Origin of the sequence: Rhizobium sp. BK512 (genome assembly GCF_014194915.1) — a bacterium.
Classification (GTDB): Bacteria; Pseudomonadota; Alphaproteobacteria; order Rhizobiales; family Rhizobiaceae; genus Rhizobium.
This window is the reverse complement of the sequence record NZ_JACIAS010000008.1, coordinates 258,037-277,182: the sequence shown is the minus strand read 5'-3', so window position 1 is coordinate 277,182 and position 19,146 is coordinate 258,037. Positions and strand designations below refer to the sequence as shown.

The window sequence follows — 19,146 nt, the reverse complement described above, 5'->3', positions numbered from 1 at the left end:
TGCCATGACAGAGACATGACAGGCTGCGACATTTTGTACAGTTTGCGTCAGGCTGCCTGCCGTTCGCGACGCATCTCACTGCGCATGATGAAGAGCGAGGCGGAGAGAATGAGCGCGGCGCCCAGCCACAGATAACCAGCCGGCGCATAGCCGAAGAAAAGCCAGCCGGCGAGTACGTTCAGCGGCAGTTTCAGGTCATCGAAGGGCTGCACATAGGCAGCATCGGCGCTGGCATAGGCGAGCGTCAGCAGATATTGCGCCACGACCGTCAGAAGGCCGGCCAGGAGAAAGAGCGCAAGCGTTGCGCCCGTCGGCACGGCAAGGCCCGACGCGAGTGCCAGGCTGCCATTGATCGGCGTGAGCAACACCAGCAGCCAGACGGTAATCGTCTCCGGTTTCTCGATGCCCGTCAGGCTCTTGGTGATGAGCGACGAAGCACCCCAGAGAAGCGCCGAGAGGACAGGCAGGAGGGCGGCCCAGGTGAAGCTGTCCGACCACGGCTGGAGGATGATCATCGCACCGACAAAGCCGATCCCCGTTGCTATCCAGCGAGCAGGCCCGACGCGCTCACCGAGGAACAGGCGCGCGCCGAGAATGATGAAGAAGGGCGAGGTCATCACAAGCGCGATCGCCTGCCAGATCGGCACCGAGGCGAGACCGGAGACCCAGGCTTCGACGCCAAGCGCGGCAAAGGCAACGCGCACGACATGCCGCCAGGGATAGCTGGTGCGCATCGCCGATAGGCCGGCCTTGCGCAGGAAGGGCAAGGAGAAGAGAAAGGCGAAGCCATATTGCCAGAAGGCTGCAGAAGCCGCCGGGAAGGCAAGCGTCATGGTCAGCCATTGGGTGACGACATTGAGAAGCGAGAAGGCAACGCCTCCGGCCACCATGAAGGCAGCGCCGGCGAAGGCGCGGGAATGCGAGAAGGCTAGGGAATTCTGATTCATGTCTTCCATCCAGTACAGGGACCAAACATAAATCAGGACGCATGAGGCGAAGGCACGCAGACGCGGCAGTCTCCTGCCCCGCACGGCCACGCTCATTCTCTTTCATCCGGACTTTAACCGTCGGCTCCGGAATCACACCGGATCTGCTGACCCTTCCTTGACCGAAGCTTCGAAAGGCGCTCGCGGGCTCGGGCCGAAACCCTTACCGCCGGTGGGGACTTTCACCCCGCCCTGAGAACACAGGTTTCGTAAGACAAAGCGCGGCCTGCGGCAAGCGCCCAAAACAAAAAGGGGTCCGGCAATGCCGAACCCCTCAAAATCCTGCGCGGCCGTTCTCGTTTACGGCCGGCGGACTATCTCGTATCAGCCGTTGACGGCGTCCTTCAGGCCCTTGCCGGGCGTGAACTTCGGCACGTTGCGTGCCGGGATGTCGACTTCGGCGCCGGTCGAAGGGTTACGGCCCTTCGTGGCAGCGCGATGGGAAACGGTGAAGCTGCCGAAGCCAGCGAGGCGAACGTCGCCCTTGCTCTTCAGTTCAGCCTGTACAACGTCGAAAACTGCGTCGACGGCAGATGCTGCATCAGACTTCGTCAGTCCAGCCTTTTCGGCTACTGCGGACACGAGTTCATTCTTGTTCATGTTTCCACCCCTTTCTAAATGGTTTGAAACAACTCAATCTGTAAGCTAGGCGCAGAAATCGCTTTCATCAGGCCCGCCGAGAACCCAAAAACCCTGCAAATCAAGGAAAAGCAAGCGTCTACATGACGTTTTCACAAAAAAGGCCGGCGTTTCCGCCGGCCTTTTTCACGATTTGCAACAATTGGGCTTAAATGTGGCCGCCAAAGCTCAATGAGCGATGGCTGCACCTGCATCATCGAGCCCTTCGACAGTCGCGATGACGGGCGTTTCAACCGTGCCATCCCATTCGATCGGCTCGGGACGACGGACCAGCGCGTGCTTGATCACCTCGCCCATACGGGAGACCGGAATGATCTCCATGCTGTTCTTCACGTTATCAGGAATCTCGGCCAAGTCCTTGGCGTTCTCTTCCGGAATCAGCACCTTCTTGATGCCGCCGCGCAGAGCCGCAAGCAGCTTTTCCTTCAGGCCACCGATCGGCAGGACGCGGCCGCGCAGGGTGATCTCACCCGTCATTGCCACATCCTTGTTGACCGGAATGCCCGTCATGATCGAGACGATCGCGGTTGCCATCGCGACACCGGCAGACGGACCATCCTTCGGCGTTGCACCTTCCGGCACGTGCACGTGGATGTCGCTCTTGTCGAAGCGCGGTGGTTCGATGCCGAAATCGACGGCGCGCGAGCGGACGTAAGAAGCCGCTGCCGAAATCGATTCCTTCATGACTTCCTTCAGGTTGCCGGTGACGGTCATGCGGCCCTTACCGGGCATCATGACGCCTTCGATCGTCAGCAACTCACCGCCGACTTCCGTCCAGGCAAGACCCGTGACGACACCGACCTGATCTTCGCGTTCAGCTTCGCCGTGGCGGAAGCGCGGAACGCCGAGATAGTCGTCGATATTCGCTGCCGTAACGTGAACCGACTTCGTCTTGCCCTTGATGATCTCGGTCACCGCCTTGCGGGCGAGCTTCATCAATTCGCGTTCGAAGTTACGCACGCCGGCTTCGCGGGTGTACTGCTGGCTGATCGCCATCAGGGCATCGTCGCTAACCGAGAATTCGTTCGGCTGCAGTGCATGTTCCTTGATGGCCTTCGGCAGCAGGTGCCGCTTGGCGATCTCGCGCTTTTCGTCTTCGGTATAGCCGGCGATACGGATGATCTCCATGCGGTCCATCAGCGGAGCCGGGATGTTCAGCGTATTCGCCGTCGTGATGAACATCACGTCCGACAGGTCGTATTCGACTTCCAGGTAGTGATCCATGAAGGTCGAGTTCTGCGCCGGGTCGAGCACTTCCAGCAGAGCCGAAGACGGATCACCGCGATAGTCCTGGCCGAGCTTGTCGATTTCGTCGAGCAGGAACAGCGGGTTGGACTTCTTCGCCTTCTTCATCGACTGGATGACCTTGCCGGGCATCGAGCCGATATAGGTGCGGCGGTGACCGCGGATTTCAGCTTCGTCACGAACGCCGCCAAGAGCCATACGGACATATTCACGGCCGGTTGCCTTGGCAATCGACTGGGCGAGCGAGGTCTTGCCGACGCCCGGAGGGCCGACGAGGCACAGGATCGGACCCTTGATCTTGGTGGCGCGGGCCTGAACAGCCAGATACTCGACGATGCGCTCCTTGACCTTCTCAAGACCGAAATGATCGGCTTCGAGGATCTTCTCGGCATTGTTGAGATCGGCCTTGATCTTCGACTTCTTGCCCCAGGGGATACCGAGCAGCCAGTCCAGATAATTGCGCACGACGGTGGCTTCAGCCGACATCGGGCTCATCTGGCGCAGCTTCTTCAGTTCCGCATCGGCCTTTTCACGGGCTTCCTTGGACAGCTTCGTCTTGGCGATGCGCTCTTCCAGTTCGCTCATCTCGTCGCGGCCTTCCTCGCCGTCGCCGAGTTCCTTCTGGATCGCCTTCATCTGCTCATTCAGGTAGTATTCGCGCTGGGTCTTCTCCATCTGGCGCTTGACGCGCGAACGGATGCGCTTTTCGACCTGCAGGACCGAGATCTCGCCTTCCATGAAGCCGAGCGCCTTTTCGAGGCGGGCCTTGACGCTGGTGGTCTCCAGCATCTCCTGCTTCTCGGTGATCTTGATCGAGAGGTGCGAGGCGACCGTATCGGCGAGCTTTGAATAGTCGTCGATCTGGCTTGCCGCACCGACAACCTCGGGCGAAATCTTCTTGTTGAGCTTCACGTAGCTCTCGAATTCCGACACGACCGAACGCGACAGGGCTTCCAGCTCTACCGGATCGTCATGCGGCTCTTCGAGCACATGGCCGAGGGCTTCGTAGAAATCTTCGCGGCTCGTATAGGTATCGATCTCGGCGCGTGCGCGGCCTTCGACCAGAACCTTCACGGTGCCGTCGGGAAGCTTCAGGAGCTGCAGCACGTTGGCAACCGTACCGACGCGGTGGATCGCAGACGGATCCGGATCGTCATCGCTGGCGTTGATCTGGGTGACCAGCATGATCTGCTTGTCGGAACCCATGACCTCTTCGAGCGCGCGGATCGACTTTTCCCGCCCGACGAACAGCGGCACGATCATATGGGGGAAAACCACGATGTCGCGCAGGGGGAGAACAGGATAAGCGGTGCTGCTCGCTACAGACGTTTTCTTCGTCATTTTTATTCCTTTCCATCGTCCCGTTACCGGGCTCTTTGGCGCGGCCGCTTGGGACCGGCCGGCACTCTCACTTGCTGTTACAAGTGGAGGTTCTGACTACGCTTTTCAAGCCACGTTAACGCCCGCGTTCCACGGTTGTGACAGCTTTATTACATGGAACGCCAACACAATGAAGCGCCTATCTGGAGCGACGCTGACCATTTCCGAACGGCCTAAAATAACAACACCAGCAACACGCTACGGAATCACAGCATCATTGCCAAGGGTCATCCTTTGCGCAATATCGGCCAAGGCTGTTTTCAACCTTGCCCGCAACTATTATCAGCGCCTGGCATAGGTTTTCAAATAGAAAGGGGCCTGCACAAGGCAAGCCCCTTAAAATAGCGGTTTTTAACCCAAGCTTCAGGCCGAGACGTTTGCCTTCTCGTCCTGGCGGTCGGCGTAGATATACAGCGGACGGGCCGAGCCGCGAGCGACCTCTTCCGAGATGACGACCTCGCGCACGCCTTCCAGCGCCGGCAGTTCGAACATCGTATCGAGCAGGATTTTTTCCATGATCGAACGCAGGCCGCGGGCGCCGGTCTTGCGGATGATCGCCTTGCGGGCGATTTCACGCAATGCGTCCTCGTGGAAGGTGAGTTCGACGTCTTCCATCTCGAACAGGCGCTGGTACTGCTTGATCAGCGCGTTCTTCGGCTCGGACAGGATCTGGATCAGCGCGTCCTCATCGAGGTCCTCAAGCGTTGCCAGAACCGGCAGACGACCGATGAATTCCGGGATGAGGCCGAACTTGACCAGATCTTCCGGCTCCAGCTCGCGCAGCACTTCGCCGACGCGGCGATCGTCCGGTGCCTTGACAGTTGCACCAAAGCCGATCGAGGTCTTCTCGCCACGGGCAGAGATGATCTTGTCGAGACCGGCGAAAGCGCCGCCGCAGATGAACAGGATGTTCGTCGTGTCGACCTGCAGGAATTCCTGCTGAGGATGCTTGCGGCCGCCCTGCGGCGGTACCGAGGCAACCGTGCCTTCCATGATCTTCAGAAGCGCCTGCTGCACGCCCTCGCCCGATACGTCACGGGTGATGGACGGGTTGTCGGACTTGCGGGAGATCTTGTCGACTTCGTCGATGTAGACGATGCCGCGCTGAGCGCGCTCGACATTATAGTCCGCAGCCTGCAGAAGCTTCAGGATGATGTTTTCGACGTCTTCACCGACATAGCCGGCTTCCGTCAGCGTGGTCGCGTCGGCCATCGTGAAGGGAACGTCGATGATGCGGGCGAGCGTCTGGGCAAGATAGGTCTTGCCGCAGCCGGTCGGGCCGACCAGCATGATGTTCGACTTCGCCAGCTCGACATCGCCATTCTTCGAGGCGTGTGCGAGACGTTTGTAGTGGTTGTGAACGGCGACCGACAGGATCTTCTTCGCCTGACGCTGGCCGATGACATATTCGTCGAGGACCTTGATGATGTCCTGGGGCGTGGGAACGCCGTCACGGGACTTGACCATCGAGGACTTGTTCTCCTCACGGATGATGTCCATGCACAATTCGACGCATTCATCGCAGATAAACACGGTCGGTCCGGCAATAAGCTTCCGGACTTCATGCTGGCTCTTTCCGCAGAAAGAACAATAGAGGGTGTTCTTACTGTCGCCGCCGTTGCTGCCGCTGACCTTGCTCATATCACTTTCCTTCCAGCACGCCGCATTTCGAACGCGAAATCGCGGTCCACTCAATCAGCTCCCTGACGGCGCTCCCTACCCGGAGTTTCTGCCGACAAGGGCTTCAGGGGGTACGAACCGGGCCCAATCAATCATGTCCGGGTACCGGCGGCAACGAATTCCCCTTCGAATGCCGAATGCTATGTCACAAAAATTCAACATAGCATTAATAGTTACTATTAGCGTCTCCGCCGCCAGATGAAACCCCTTGTTCAATCACAAATGGGATAGAACTGTGGCGGCGAAAATACCATCCCTATTAATTACTAGGCCTGATCGCCTTCCATTTCGATGCGCGAGGTCAGAACCTTGTCGATGACGCCCCAGGTCTGGGCCTCGTCAGCATCCATGAAATGATCGCGGTCGAGGGTCTTTTCGACCTCCTCGTACGTACGGCCCGTGTGCTTCACATAGACCTCGTTGAGGCGGCGCTTCATCTTGATGATGTCGCGGGCATGACGCTCGATATCCGATGCCTGACCCTGGAAACCACCCGAGGGCTGGTGAACCATGATGCGGGAATTCGGCGTGGCGAAACGCATGTCCTTGTGACCGGCGGCCAGAAGCAGCGAGCCCATGGAAGCGGCCTGGCCGACGCAGAGCGTCGATACGGCCGGCTTGATGAACTGCATCGTGTCGTAGATCGCCATACCGGCAGTGACGACACCACCCGGCGAATTGATGTAGAGCGCGATTTCCTTCTTCGGATTTTCGGCCTCGAGGAAGAGAAGCTGGGCGCAGACGAGTGTCGCCATATGGTCCTCGACAGGGCCCGTCAGGAAGATGATGCGTTCCTTGAGCAGGCGGGAATAGATGTCGTAGGAGCGTTCACCGCGATTGGTCTGTTCCACAACCATCGGCACGAGTGCCATAGCGGTATCGACTGGGTTTCTCATGTGCGTCCTTTTAACGTCTTTCCGGCGAAGGCCGGGAATCAAAGAAAAATGCCTTATCCCTACATAGAGTGTCCCCGCCCCCCTCTTCAAGACACGCATAAGGATAACGTTAAGAAGGGCGCGCGAGATATGGCTTTGACATTTCCCTATCCGGTTTCTCCCAAACGCCTGTTAACGGCGAGGCCAGCCCTTTCGCTCTCACAGCTTTTCTCTATGACAGGATGAAGGAAGGCTTACCGCGCTCGAGGAAAGTCGCGGTCATTTACCGGGCGGAAAGCTTACCGGCAGATATCGGCCAGATTGCCGACTCTAGCCTCACGTCATTAATCAAACAGCGAGCTTCTTCGGCAAGGATGCGGCCACTATTCAAGGGGTTGCTGCCGTGTTCAATGTCACTACAGGTCTGTCCATCTGGTGTTCCGAAGCCCTTACGCTGGCTCTGGTTCTGTTCGTGGCCTGGCGCCACAACCGGAAAAGCGCCGCCTACCTTTTTTGGGGGCTCGGCTTCCTGTTCAGCGGCATCGGTTTTGCACTCGTTGCAGCCCGCGGCGAAATCCCCAACCTGCTTTCCATCGAAATCGGCAATGCCATCGCCTTGCTCGGACAGAGCGCCTGGGTTGCCGGCTTCCTGGCCCTCGACCGCAAGAAAATGGAATGGTGGGCGCTGCTGCCGCCGGCGATCTGGCTCGCGGGCGTCTTCCTGCCTTGGATCAACGAAGATTATTCCAACCGGGTCATTCTTTACAATCTCGCTTCGGCGACCGGCGCCACTGCGCTCGGCATGGCGGTTGCCGCCGGCGATATCCGCCGTGAACGCACGCGCGTCTTCCTGATGGCCGTCTTCGTGCTGCAGGCCTTCCTGTGCTTCGGCGTGGCCATCGCAATGGCGCTGATCCTGCCTTCGGATGCGCAGGCAACGAATTTCAGCGGTGCGGCCGCCATGGCGAGCGCCTTCCTGCTCACCATCGCCTTCGCGCTTACCTGCCGCCTCATCATGGAACGGTCGGAACGCCATCTGCGCGTGCTGACGCTGACGGACGCGCTGACCGGCGTGCTGAACCGCCGCGGCCTGCTCGGCTATTTCGACAAAATCCGGGAAAAGGCACATGACGAGCAGCATCAGGTCGGTGTCATCCTTTTCGACCTCGACCATTTCAAGCGCGTCAACGACCGCTTCGGGCATCAATCCGGCGATGCCGTCCTGACCGCCTTTGCCCGCCTTGCCCGCCAGTATATCCCGAACAATATCTTCGGCCGCATGGGCGGCGAAGAATTCGCAGCCTTCGTAACCGTACGCGACCAAACAGAGGCGGAAGCGCTGGCGGAATCGATCCGCGCCGAATTCTGCCGCTTGCCCGTCAGCACAGGCGAGGCGCTGATCCCCGCCACCGTCAGCGTCGGCATCGCGCTTTCCTCGGCGATCGAGGCTAATATCGACCGGCTGGTCTCGGCTGCCGACCGAGCGCTCTATGCTGCAAAGGCCGCCGGCCGCAACTGCACGGTCGTCTTTGGCGAGGAAGAAACGGCAGCGCCCGCGCCAGGCGAGCCCAACTCCCATGCCGGCGAACTCGTGCCGACCGTCGACGATCAGGTGGAAGCGCTGCGCCGCATGGGCGTGCTCTCCCGCGCAGGCTAGAGCATTTGTTTTTACGCAATTCCGGACGCAAACCACTGCACTACATTACTGGAATAGCTCCAAGCGCCCATCTTTCCGAGGCACGGCAAATCCGCTAAGCCTCTGCCCATGATGATACCGCCCTTTCTCAAGATCGATCCCGCAACCCGCCATGTCTCGCTCGACGGCAGCGACCCGGCCTTCTACGGCAACCCGAACGCGGTCTATGCCGCGCTCCATGCCCATTGTCCCACCTTCTACTGGGAACAGCAGAAGCAGTGGTTCGTCACCGGCTATGATCATGTAAACGGGCTGCTGCGCGACCGCCGTTTCGGCCGGCAGATCCTGCATATTGCCAGCCGCGAGGAGCTCGGCCTTCCCGAGCCCGAACCGCATATCGCCGCCTTCGATCTCGCGGAGCGCTATTCTCTGCTGGAGCTGGAGCCGCCGGAACACACGCGGCTGCGTACGCTCGTCAACCGCGCCTTCGTCTCGCGCCATGTCGAGAAGATGAAGCCGGAGCTGGAAGAACTCGCCAACCGGCTGATCGACGGCTTTGCCGACAAGGGCGAGGTGGAGCTTCTTGCGGCCTTCGCCGATATCATCCCGGTGACGATGATCGCCCGCATGATCGGCATTCCCGAAGACATGGGGCCGCAGCTCCTCAAGTGGTCGCATTCCTATGTGCGCATGTACATGTTCGGGCGCACCCGCGCGGACGAAGATGCCGCCGAGCAAGCAGCGCGGGAATTTTCCGACTATGTGAAGACGGTCATTGCCGAGCGCCGGGCCGAACCGCGCGACGACCTGCTGACCCATATGATCCATACCGAGCACAAGGGCCAGTACCTGACGGAAGACGAACTCGTCTCGACGACCATCGTGCTCCTCAACGCCGGCCATGAGGCAACGGTCCATCAGATCGGCAATTCGGTGCGCGTCATTCTGGACAGCGACTACGATCCGGCCGAGCTTTTCCGTGATGAGACCGCCACCGAGCGTACCGTCGAGGAATCGCTGCGCATTTGCGCGCCGGTCCACATCTTCCAGCGATGGGCGCTGGAACCCGCCGAGATCGACGGCATAGAGTTCAAGCGCGGCGACAAGGTGAGCATGATCCTGGCCGCCGCCAATCTCGATCCGGCGAAATTCAGCGATCCCCTCGCCTTCAAGCCCGACCGCAACGAGGCGCCCAATCTTTCGTTCGGCGCCGGCATCCACTTCTGCATCGGCGCGCCGCTGGCGCGGCTGGAGCTCAATGTCGTGCTGCCGATCCTGTTCAAGCGCCTGCCGGGGCTCAAGCTTGCGAAGACGCCCGTCGTCAAGGACGTCTATCACTTCCACGGCCTCGACCGCCTGGATCTCGCCTGGTAAGCCATTTTCCGATATCAGGAAACGAAAGCGGCCGGCATGCTCATCGCATACCGGCCGTTTCTTTTCCGCGCAGGGAATGTCGTATCAGCCGTAGCGGCCGGTGATATAATCTTCCGTTCGCTTGATCTTCGGCGACTGGAAGATCTGCGCTGTCGGGCCGTATTCGATCAGCTCGCCGAGATACATGAAGGCGGTGTTGTCGGAGATGCGGCTTGCCTGCTGCATGTTGTGGGTAACGATGACGATCGTGAAATCGCCTTTCAGCTGCGCCACCAGCTCTTCCACCTTGGCAGTCGAGATCGGGTCAAGGGCCGAGGTCGGCTCGTCGAGCAGCAGAACTTCCGGACGCAGCGCTACCCCGCGGGCAATGCAAAGACGCTGCTGCTGGCCGCCGGAAAGGCCGAGACCGCTGCCCCTCAGCTTGTCCTTGACTTCATCCCAGAGGGCGGCCTGACGCAGCGCCTGTTCGACGCGGATATCCATGTCGGCCTTGTTGAGGCGCTCGTGGTGGCGAATGCCATAGGCGATGTTGTCATAGATCGACATCGGGAACGGCACCGGCTTCTGGAAGACCATGCCGACGCGGGCGCGCAGCTCGTTCATCGAGAAGCTCGGGTCGAGGATATTCTTGCCGTCGAGCTTGATCGAGCCGGTGGCGCGCATCTTCGGATACAGCATGTAGATACGGTTCAGGATGCGCAGCAGCGTGGACTTGCCGCATCCCGACGGACCGATCAGGGCCGAAACCTGGCGTTCAGGGAAGCTCAAGCTCACATCCTTGATCGCGTGGGCGTCGCCGTAATAGAAATTGACTTTCTCGAGAGCGATCTTGTCTTTGGCCATCGGCTTTTCCGATTTGCTGGCGGCGTCGAAAGTGTCTTGGGACTGAAGCATCATTTCCCACCTTTTCGGTTCAGGACGGAGCGCGATACGACGCTCAGGATTAGAACGACGGCCGTCATCACAAAGGCACCGGCCCACGCAAGATTCTGCCATTGCTCATACGGGCTCATGGCGAACTGGAAGATGACCACGGGGATGTTTGCCATCGGCTGCGACATATCGAGGCTCCAGTACTGATTGTTCAGAGCCGTGAACAGCAACGGCGCGGTCTCGCCGGAAATGCGGGCGATCGCCAGAAGGATACCGGTGAGGATGCCGGTCGACGCGGCGCGGTAGAGGACGTTGACCGTGACCTTCCAGCGCGGGATGCCGAGCGAAAGGGCTGCCTCGCGCATCACGTCAGGAACCAGCCGCAGCATCTCGTCGGTCGTGCGCACCACGACCGGCAGGAAGATGAAGGCCAGCGCGATGCCGCCGGCAAAGCCGGAGAAGCGTGCCGTCGGGCGAACAACCAGCTCATAGACGAACAGACCGATGATGATCGAGGGCGCCGAGAGCAGGATGTCGTTGACGAAGCGAATGACCTCACCGAGCTTCTTGCCGCGGGCGAATTCCGATAGGTAAGTGCCGGCGAGCACACCGATCGGCGTGCCGATAACAACAGCAAGCACGACCATCAGCAGGCTGCCCATGAAGGCGTTGGCGAGACCGCCGCCATCTTCACCAGGCGGCGGCGTCATTTCCGTCAAAAGCGTGGGGCTCAGGGCGGACAGGCCGTGGATCAGCGTTGTCCAGAGTATCCAGACAAGGAAGACGAGGCCAAGCACGGTGGCGATGCCGCAGAGCGTCAGAGCGATGGCGCTGCTGAGCTGGCGCCGACGGTAGAGCGAACCGGAATAGGTAGCCATGATTACTCTCCCCTCTGCTTTGCCATACGCACCAGCATCAGCTTGGCAGCAGCCAGGACAATGAAGGTGACAACGAAGAGGATCAGGCCGAGTGCTGCGAGCGACGACCGGTAGAGGTCATCCGAAGCCTCTGCAAACTCGTTGGCAAGCGTTGCGGCAATCGAGGTGCCAGGCTCCATCAGCGACACAGCGATATTGTGGGTGTTGCCGAGAACGAAGGTGACCGCCATGGTCTCGCCGAGCGCACGGCCGAGGCCGAGGAATATGCCGCCGACGACGGCTGTGCGGGTATGCGGAATGACGATGTCGCGCACCACTTCCCACTTGGTCGAGCCCAGCGCATAGGCCGATTCCTTCAGCTGTGCGGGGACGACGAGGAAGACGTCGCGCATGACGGAGGAGATGAAGGGGATGATCATGATCGCCAGCACGATGCCCGAGGTCAGCATGCCGATGCCGAGCGGAGCCCCCGAAAACAGCGCGCCGATCAGCGGGATCGGGCCAAGCCAGTCGATCAGCACCGGCTGGATGTAATCCGACATGAAGGGCGCGAAGGTGAAGAGACCCCACATGCCGTAGATGATCGAGGGGATACCGGCGAGAAGCTCGACAGCGCCGCCGATCGGGCCGCGAACGGAGCGCGGCGCAACTTCGGTGATGAACACCGCAATACCGAGGCTGACGGGAACACCGATGATCATGGCGAGCGCCGAGGTCACCAGCGTGCCGTAGATCGGCACGAGACCCGCGAACCGCTCGGCAACCGGGTCCCATTCAGTGCCGGTCAGAAAGCCGAAGCCGAACGTGCGGAAGGCAAGAAGCCCGCCCATGGCCATGGAGACCGCCGCTGCCAGCAGGGCAAAGAGAACAAACAGGCCGCAGCCCAAAACTATCCAAAAGAAAATACGATCGCCTGCGGCGCCGTCGCGGCGCTTCACGCCCGCGATGTCGGCGGGCAGCGATGCCAGTGCTTCGCTCATATCCGTACGCTCTGCTGCTTTGAGGGGGTGTCAAAGGCATTTGGGGCGGAAAGCAAAGCTTCCCGCCCCAACCGCAGTTTCGTCAGGATCAGCTCTTGAAAGAGGCCGTCCAGTAGTCTTCGATCTGCTTCACGAGCGTGTCCGGAAGCGGAACGTAGTCGAGCGAGGACGCTTCCTTCTGGCCCTTTTCGAGAGCCCACTTGAAGAAGGAGAAAGCAGCCTTGGAGCGCTCGGCGTCCTTCGGCTCCTTGTACATGATGGCCCAGGTGGTTGCCGTGATCGGCCAGGCCTTTTCGCCCGGAGCGTTTGTCATGATCAGGTAGAAGTCCTGGGCCTTGCCCCATTCTGCGCTTGCAGCGGCAGCCGAGAAGCTCTCGGCATTCGGCTTCGGATACTGACCGGCAGCGTTCTGAACGAGAACGAAGGGCAGCTTGTTCTGCAGGGCGTAGGCGTATTCGACGTAGCCGATGGAGTCCTTGACGCGGGTGACGTAAGCGGCAACGCCTTCGTTGCCCTTGCCGCCGATACCGACCGGCCAGTTGACCGCGGTGCCTTCACCAACCTTCGACTTCCAGTCCGGGTTTACCTTCGAGAAGAAGTTCGTCCAGTTGAAGGAGGTGCCCGAACCGTCCGAACGGTGAACGACAGCGATCTGGCTGTCGGGCAGCTTCAGGCCCGGGTTCAGGTCGGCGATTGCCTTGTCGTTCCACTTGGTGACGTTGCCGAGGTAGATGTCGGCGAGAACCTTGCCCGAAAGCTTCAATTCGCCTGATTTAATGCCCTTGACGTTGATGACGGGAACGATGCCGCCGACAACCAGCGGGAACTGGCCGAAGCCGCCAGCCGTCAGGTCTTCCGGCTTGAGCGGGGCATCGGAAGCGCCGAAGTCAACCGTGGCAGCCTTGATCTGGGCGATACCACCGCCCGAACCGATCGACTGGTAGTTCAGCTTGTCACCGGTTTCCTTGTTGTAGTCCGCGGACCACTTCGAAAGGACCGGATAGACGAAGGTGGAGCCAGCGCCGGTAATGTCAGCAGCGGAGGCCGAGACTGCCAGAGCGGCAACCAGGCCAGCGCCGAGGCAGGCCGAAAGAAGTTTCTTGGTGAGCATTTGCGACTCTTCCCTGATGGAACTAGAGGACGACGAGGTCCGGCGCCATGGAGGGGGTGTCCATTGTCGAGAGCGCTGAATTTCCTCGTCACGGGAAGGCGGGCTAGGCGTCTATTATTACAGTTTGATGACAGCCGGAGGCAGGCGCCGCGACATGCAAAGCTGTGCATAAGCCGCTGAAGGCACTGACCTTCCGAATGAATCGCGCGTTAACAGGGCCTTACCGAAGGAGGTGCGGCCCTATTGCCGCAGGGCTGCGGTCGATTGCCGCAGCAATGCCTGAAAATGTCGCTTTCAGAGGTCGAAATGCTCCCAAGCCGAACGGCAGCCAGAGCGCTAGCGCTATCTGTCTGGCATCACGCTGCATGCTCCCGGAGCTTGCTGGATATGTCGAGTGCCGACATCGGTTTTCCGATCAGATAGCCTTGCAATTGATCGCAGCCCGCCTCCCGCAGGATCTCAGCCTGGTGCGCATTTTCGATGCCTTCCGCGGTGACCGGAATCTGTAGCGCGGTCGCCAGGGAGATGGTTGCCCGAAGTACATCCGCACCATTCGAGCTTTGGTCGAGGGCGGATACGAGCGAACGGTCGATCTTCATTCGATCAAACCCGAACTGCCGCAACGCGCCGATGCTCGCATAGCCGCAGCCAAAGTCATCAAGCGCGAATTTTATGCCAACCTGTTTGAGATGATCTATCGACCGGCGGGCCTGGTCCGGATTTGTCATGAGAACTCCTTCGGTGATCTCCAATGTCAGGCGCTTCGGATCGAAATCGAGGCCCTGCAGGAGCGAGATCACTTCGGCGGCGAATTCCGGATTGCAGAGCTGGACCGGTGAAACGTTGACCGACAATGCCAGGCCGGGCCAGCTCTTGGCATGCTCGATCGATGTTTTCAGCATGAGGGTGCCTAGCGCATCGATGAGACCGCACCTTTCGGCGAGCGGGATGAAAATCTCCGGGCTTATGTTTCCTGTCGGGGTTCGCCAGCGCGCCAGTGCTTCAAGACCCGTGACAGCGCCTGTCGCAGCAGAGACGAGAGGCTGGAAAAAGGCTTCGATCGCACCATCGCTGATGGCGCTCTTCAACAGAGCTTCCATTTCGGCGACCTTCTGGCGTTCCCGATCTAGCTCCGGGTCGTATTCGATCGCCCGGCCCCTGCCATTTTCCTTGGCGCGGTAAAGCGCCATATCGGCCCTGCGGAGAAGCTCCAAAGGCGGCAGGTCTCCGTCACGCGCGGCAGCGCCGATGCTTGCGCCAACTTCGATCGTCCGCCCATCGATTTTAAAGGGCTCGGCGAACAGCGCCAGAATAGTCGCTTCTATCTCTCCAGGCGCGGCAGACCCAATCTGCACCAGCGCAAACTCGTCGCCTCCCAATCGGGCCGCAGCGACGACTTCAGGGTGGCAGGCGACCAGGGCGTTCGAAACGATCCGGATCAGGTCATCGCCGACCGCATGCCCCCATGCGTCGTTGACAGCCTTGAACCCATCGAGATCGACCAGATAGAGCCGGGGCTGCGCAAGATCAGTGCCCTGCACTTCTTCCAGCAGTGCGAGAAGCCCTTGCCTGTTCAACAGGCCGCTCAGGCTATCGTGGTTCGCTTCGAAAATCGCTGCTTGTGCCAATTGGCGCAGGCGCCGCGCCTCGGAAGCGCCCACCAGAAGAACGCCCCCCAAGAACATCACAAGGATAATGATGGCGGCCGATATGTAAGGATAGACCTGGTGAAACACGGCGCTGCCAGGCGCTTTGCTCGGCCACACAAGATGGCCGATGACACCGCCCTGCATGTCCGTGATGGGTGTGTTCAGCAGGCCTGGCTCCGGCGCGGTCGCAAGGTGCAATCCGTCGAGTTCGTGTTCGCCCGAAAGAATGTCGAGAACTTCCGGCGTGAGATCCTTGTAGAGGCTCAGCACACTCAGCTTCGGAAGTTCGCCTTCTGCGGTGAAAGGCTGGATTGCCTGCGATACGATTAGCGCGATGCCCGTTTCGGTCCGGATGAAATTGACCACCGGCGCCTGTCCGGCATCGGCAGCTTTGTTGATCTGCTGGAAAAAGCCCTCGCCGAAAAAGGCGCTCGGCTGGAAAGGCTTACCTTTGGCATATGCGGAGACGATCGAAGAATGATCGGGGCCGATTACGACCGCGCCGTCATAAAGCGGGTAATCCGCAGTGGTTTTACCCCAGTTTTCATAGGCCCAGTCCGCCGCGCTTGAAGATGAGATCGCCTTATAGGCATCATCCCATACGGCGTTATCCGTGGTTGTCGCGCTCAAGCGATTGACAAGAGCTGCGATCGCCGCGCTGGCGGCGCGCGTGGCCCTGGCATCGTCGATCTCGTTTGCAGATCGTGTCATCGCGACGACGACATGGGCCATGAGGCCCGTCAGCGCGAGAGCGACGACAAGGAAGCATACGGTTGTCGCAATGATGGAAGACGTCTGAGACCGACCGCGTCTACGCGCAAGATTCGACGACATGCAAATCCCAAAAAGATGAATTGCAAGGGCATGTCTTTGGTGACGGCAGGAGACATCATGTCCGCAATGCGCTGCAGATGAGCTTTAGCACTTGATGATGTAGGCACTCTTAATAAGAAGGATCAAAAACCTTCTATCCGGCCCGGCGCTCAAACCTTGATCACATAATCCTTGCGAGTCGTTTCAACGACTTCCCAGGTTCCTTTAAAGCCCGGCCTCAGGACAAGGCGGTCGCCGGCCCTGAGATGGACCGGCTCGCCGCCATCCTCGGTCACGACCGAATAGCCGGAAAGCAGGCTAAAATATTCCCACTCCTCATAGACGATCCGCCACTTGCCGGGTGTTGCCTCCCAGATGCCGGCGTAGAGGCCGCCCTCGGCCTCCTCGAGATTCCAGGTGCGAAATTGCGGACTACCCGAAATGATGCGTTCGGCCGCGGGAGCGCCGACTTCCGGTTCGACGCCGCCGATATCGAAGGAGATCGTGTTTGCCATGGTCAGCCTTTCCTTGAGTGTCCTTCGCGGCAAAGATTAAGCACAAAAAGGGCGACATCGGCAGAGTCAAAAACTCGCCGACCATCGCCCCGCCTCTATTCGAATCGCACGCTGATCCTATGGCTGTATCCCAACAAACGCAGGCTGCAAAATTGCAAACCTTTGCTGCGGAGGACACTCCGTCTTCTTCGCCTGGCGTGTCGCCCAGCTGACGTATTAGCACAAATTGATATATGTCCGAGAGCGTTGCTCTATGTGAAAATGCGTCCCCTAATCCTACAAGGGAGGCAACCATGAAGCCTTTTTGTGTCGCACTGACGATTTGCCTGTTGTTCGGGACGTCGGCAAGTCACTACGTCTCCCTTCCAGGTTATGCGTTCAGGACAGACCCGACTTGCCACCGCACCGTCTCTAAACTCCAGTTCGACAGGAGATGCGATTGGCCGAAAGTCGGAATAAAAGACTTTTCGCAGCCGAACCAGTTTGGCCTGGGGCTCTAAATGGTCCGCGATTTTCGTCCGATCGGACGAAAGCCGCGTCCGAGTCTATTCCACTCGGACGCTGATCCCATGGTTGTATCCCGACAAACGTAGTCTGCAAAAATACAAGCGTTGCGAGGGACGCTCAGATCTTCGACAGCGACTGCTCGAGGTCGGCGATGATGTCCTTCACGTCCTCGATGCCAACGGAGAGGCGCACCACGTCCGGTCCGGCGCCTGCGGCGACCCTCTGCTCGTCGGTCAGCTGCCGGTGCGTGGTGGAGGCCGGATGGATCACGAGGGAGCGTGTATCGCCAATATTGGCGAGATGCGAGAAGAGTTCCAACCCCTCGACCAGCGCCTTGCCAGCCTCGTAGCCGCCCTTGACGCCGAAGGTGAAGACCGAGCCGGCGCCCTTGGGTGAATAGCGCTGCTGCAGGGCGTGGTTCGGATCATCTTCGAGGCCGGAATAATTCACCCAGGCGATCTTGGAATGGGCCTTGAGCCATTTGGCAACATCAATCGCATTGTCGCTATGACGCTGCATGCGTAGCGGCAGCGTCTCGATGCCGGTCAGGATCAGGAAAGCGTTGAAAGGCGAGATGGCCGGGCCGAGGTCGCGCAGGCCGAGCACACGGCAGGCGATCGCGAAGGCAAAATTGCCGAAAGTCTGGTGCAGCACGACGCCGTTATATTCCGGCCGCGGGCTGGAGAGCATCGGGTAATTGCCGGTCTTCGACCAGTCGAAGGTGCCGCCATCGACGATGATGCCGCCCATGGAATTGCCGTGGCCGCCGAGGAACTTGGTCAGCGAATGCACGACAATATCCGCACCGTGCTCGATTGGTCGAATGAGATAGGGTGTCGCCATGGTGTTGTCGACGATCAGCGGCAGGTCGTGACGATGGGCGATTTCGGCAATCGCGGCGATATCGACGAAGGTACCGCCCGGATTGGCAAGGCTTTCGATGAAGATCGCTCGCGTCTTGTCGTCGATCCTGCTCTCGAAATCACTGGGGTTCTCAGGGTCGGCCCAGCGTACCTGCCAGCCGAAATTCTCGAAGGCATGGCCGAACTGATTGATCGATCCGCCATAGAGGCGGCGGGCGGCGACGAAATTTTCGCCGGGGCGCATCAGCGTGTGGAAAACGACCATCTGCGCTGCATGACCGGAGGCGACTGCGAGCGCTGCCGTGCCGCCTTCAAGGGCTGCGACGCGTTCTTCCAGGACCGCCTGCGTCGGATTCATGATGCGGGTGTAGATATTGCCGAATTGCTGCAGGCCGAAAAGGGCTGCGGCGTGGTCGGAATCGTTGAAGACGAAGGCCGTGGTCTGGTAGATCGGTGTAATCCGCGCGCCGGTCGCCGGATCGGGCTGCGCGCCCGCATGGATCGCCAGCGTGTTGAATCCCGGATCGTTTTTGGCCATGTCGTCCTCCCGTACAATTGTTGACGGGCGCGATCATAGCCGCTCGAACATGAAAGTTAACCGCGATCTTTTTCAACCGCGGCGCGTTCCGGAGAAAATCCGTTCTGCCTGACAGCGTCAGCCGAAAAGACGCGGATACTCGATTGCCGGGCAGCGGTTCATGACGACCTTGATACCGCCGGCTTCGGCCTTGGCGGCGGCTGCATCGTCGCTCACGCCAAGCTGTGCCCACACGACCTGCGGGCGGGGATCAAGTGCCAATGCCTCGTCCACCACCCCGTCAAGATATTCGGATGCGCGGAAGACCTCGACCATGTCGACCGGTTCGGGGATGTCGGCAAGACGTGCGTAAACAGTCTGCCCGTGGATCTGCTTGCCCGCCTGCCCCGGATTAACGGGAATGACCTTGTAGCCGCGCGACAGGAGATAGCCCATGACACCATTGCTCGGCCGGGCCGGATTGGGCGAAGCCCCCGTCAGCGCGATGGTTTTGACGGATTTCAGAATACCGGAGAGATAGTCGTCGGCGTAGGCATCATGGTTCATATCTGCTGTCTCCTGGAACTGGATCTCACAGTCGCGATTCATTGAAACCGGCGGCCCG

The 19,146-nt window shown here is 59.8% G+C and carries 16 protein-coding genes and 1 riboswitch; of the genes, 3 read left to right on the top strand and 13 right to left on the bottom strand.

What is annotated here, in order from left to right:
- Positions 1-47: 47 nt before the first annotated feature.
- The 3 genes from FHX06_RS27130 to lon form a co-directional block, all read right to left on the bottom strand.
- Entirely contained in the window at positions 48-947 is a 900-nt protein-coding gene (locus tag FHX06_RS27130) for a DMT family transporter (protein WP_113212535.1), read from the bottom strand.
- Positions 948-1,037: 90 nt separating this feature from the next.
- Positions 1,038-1,190: riboswitch (FMN riboswitch) on the bottom strand.
- Positions 1,191-1,310: 120 nt separating this feature from the next.
- Positions 1,311-1,586 carry an HU family DNA-binding protein gene (locus tag FHX06_RS27125; RefSeq protein WP_018114459.1) on the bottom strand — a complete coding sequence of 92 codons (276 nt, stop codon included), beginning with the start codon at positions 1,584-1,586 and terminating at the stop codon, positions 1,311-1,313.
- Positions 1,587-1,793: 207 nt separating this feature from the next.
- A complete protein-coding gene (lon, locus tag FHX06_RS27120; protein ID WP_018114460.1) occupies positions 1,794-4,211 on the bottom strand; it encodes an endopeptidase La in 2,418 nt (805 codons plus the stop codon).
- Between lon and FHX06_RS27115 the strand changes: the two genes are divergently transcribed.
- Complete coding sequence (locus FHX06_RS27115) at positions 4,180-4,548, top strand: hypothetical protein (protein WP_162710086.1); 369 nt, start codon at positions 4,180-4,182, stop codon at positions 4,546-4,548. The two genes, lon and FHX06_RS27115, sit on opposite strands and share 32 nt — an antisense overlap.
- Before the next feature lie 65 nt (positions 4,549-4,613).
- Here FHX06_RS27115 and clpX read toward each other — a convergent pair whose 3' ends face one another.
- On the bottom strand, positions 4,614-5,891 hold the full coding sequence (clpX, locus tag FHX06_RS27110) for an ATP-dependent Clp protease ATP-binding subunit ClpX (protein WP_018114461.1): 1,278 nt from the start codon (positions 5,889-5,891) through the stop codon (positions 4,614-4,616).
- A 305-nt stretch (positions 5,892-6,196) separates the two neighbouring features.
- Positions 6,197-6,826: an ATP-dependent Clp endopeptidase proteolytic subunit ClpP gene (clpP, locus tag FHX06_RS27105; RefSeq protein ID WP_029616352.1), complete on the bottom strand. Its 630-nt coding sequence runs from the start codon at positions 6,824-6,826 to the stop codon at positions 6,197-6,199.
- A gap of 382 nt (positions 6,827-7,208) precedes the next feature.
- On the opposite strand from clpP, the gene FHX06_RS27100 reads away from it, so the two are divergent.
- Both FHX06_RS27100 and FHX06_RS27095 read left to right on the top strand, forming a co-directional pair.
- A complete protein-coding gene (locus FHX06_RS27100; RefSeq protein WP_113212495.1) occupies positions 7,209-8,462 on the top strand; it encodes a diguanylate cyclase in 1,254 nt (417 codons plus the stop codon).
- 108 nt (positions 8,463-8,570) lie between these two features.
- Positions 8,571-9,815, top strand: coding sequence for a cytochrome P450 (locus tag FHX06_RS27095; RefSeq protein WP_113146208.1), 1,245 nt, complete (start codon positions 8,571-8,573; stop codon positions 9,813-9,815).
- Between the two features lie 84 nt (positions 9,816-9,899).
- Here the strand turns inward: FHX06_RS27095 and pstB are convergent, their stop codons facing one another.
- The 8 genes from pstB to FHX06_RS27055 all read right to left on the bottom strand — a co-directional run bounded on the left by pstB (position 9,900) and on the right by FHX06_RS27055 (position 19,088).
- Positions 9,900-10,658: a phosphate ABC transporter ATP-binding protein PstB gene (gene pstB, locus FHX06_RS27090; protein WP_246715645.1), complete on the bottom strand. Its 759-nt coding sequence runs from the start codon at positions 10,656-10,658 to the stop codon at positions 9,900-9,902.
- Between the two features lie 50 nt (positions 10,659-10,708).
- Positions 10,709-11,566, bottom strand: a complete 858-nt coding sequence (gene pstA / locus FHX06_RS27085; RefSeq protein ID WP_018114589.1) for a phosphate ABC transporter permease PstA — start codon at positions 11,564-11,566, stop codon at positions 10,709-10,711.
- 2 nt (positions 11,567-11,568) lie between these two features.
- The gene (gene pstC / locus FHX06_RS27080) at positions 11,569-12,546 is read right to left on the bottom strand and encodes a phosphate ABC transporter permease subunit PstC (protein WP_018114588.1); all 978 of its coding nucleotides are present in this window, start codon (positions 12,544-12,546) and stop codon (positions 11,569-11,571) included.
- 88 nt (positions 12,547-12,634) lie between these two features.
- Positions 12,635-13,657 carry a phosphate ABC transporter substrate-binding protein PstS gene (pstS, locus tag FHX06_RS27075; RefSeq protein ID WP_018114587.1) on the bottom strand — a complete coding sequence of 341 codons (1,023 nt, stop codon included), beginning with the start codon at positions 13,655-13,657 and terminating at the stop codon, positions 12,635-12,637.
- A 356-nt stretch (positions 13,658-14,013) separates the two neighbouring features.
- Entirely contained in the window at positions 14,014-16,140 is a 2,127-nt protein-coding gene (locus tag FHX06_RS27070; protein ID WP_112968066.1) for a bifunctional diguanylate cyclase/phosphodiesterase, read from the bottom strand.
- Between the two features lie 149 nt (positions 16,141-16,289).
- Complete coding sequence (locus FHX06_RS27065) at positions 16,290-16,634, bottom strand: cupin domain-containing protein (protein ID WP_112968065.1); 345 nt, start codon at positions 16,632-16,634, stop codon at positions 16,290-16,292.
- Positions 16,635-17,258: 624 nt separating this feature from the next.
- On the bottom strand, positions 17,259-18,542 hold the full coding sequence (locus FHX06_RS27060) for an O-acetylhomoserine aminocarboxypropyltransferase (RefSeq protein ID WP_018114584.1): 1,284 nt from the start codon (positions 18,540-18,542) through the stop codon (positions 17,259-17,261).
- Positions 18,543-18,659: 117 nt separating this feature from the next.
- Entirely contained in the window at positions 18,660-19,088 is a 429-nt protein-coding gene (locus tag FHX06_RS27055) for a CoA-binding protein (protein WP_018114583.1), read from the bottom strand.
- Between the last annotated feature and the right edge of the window lie 58 nt (positions 19,089-19,146).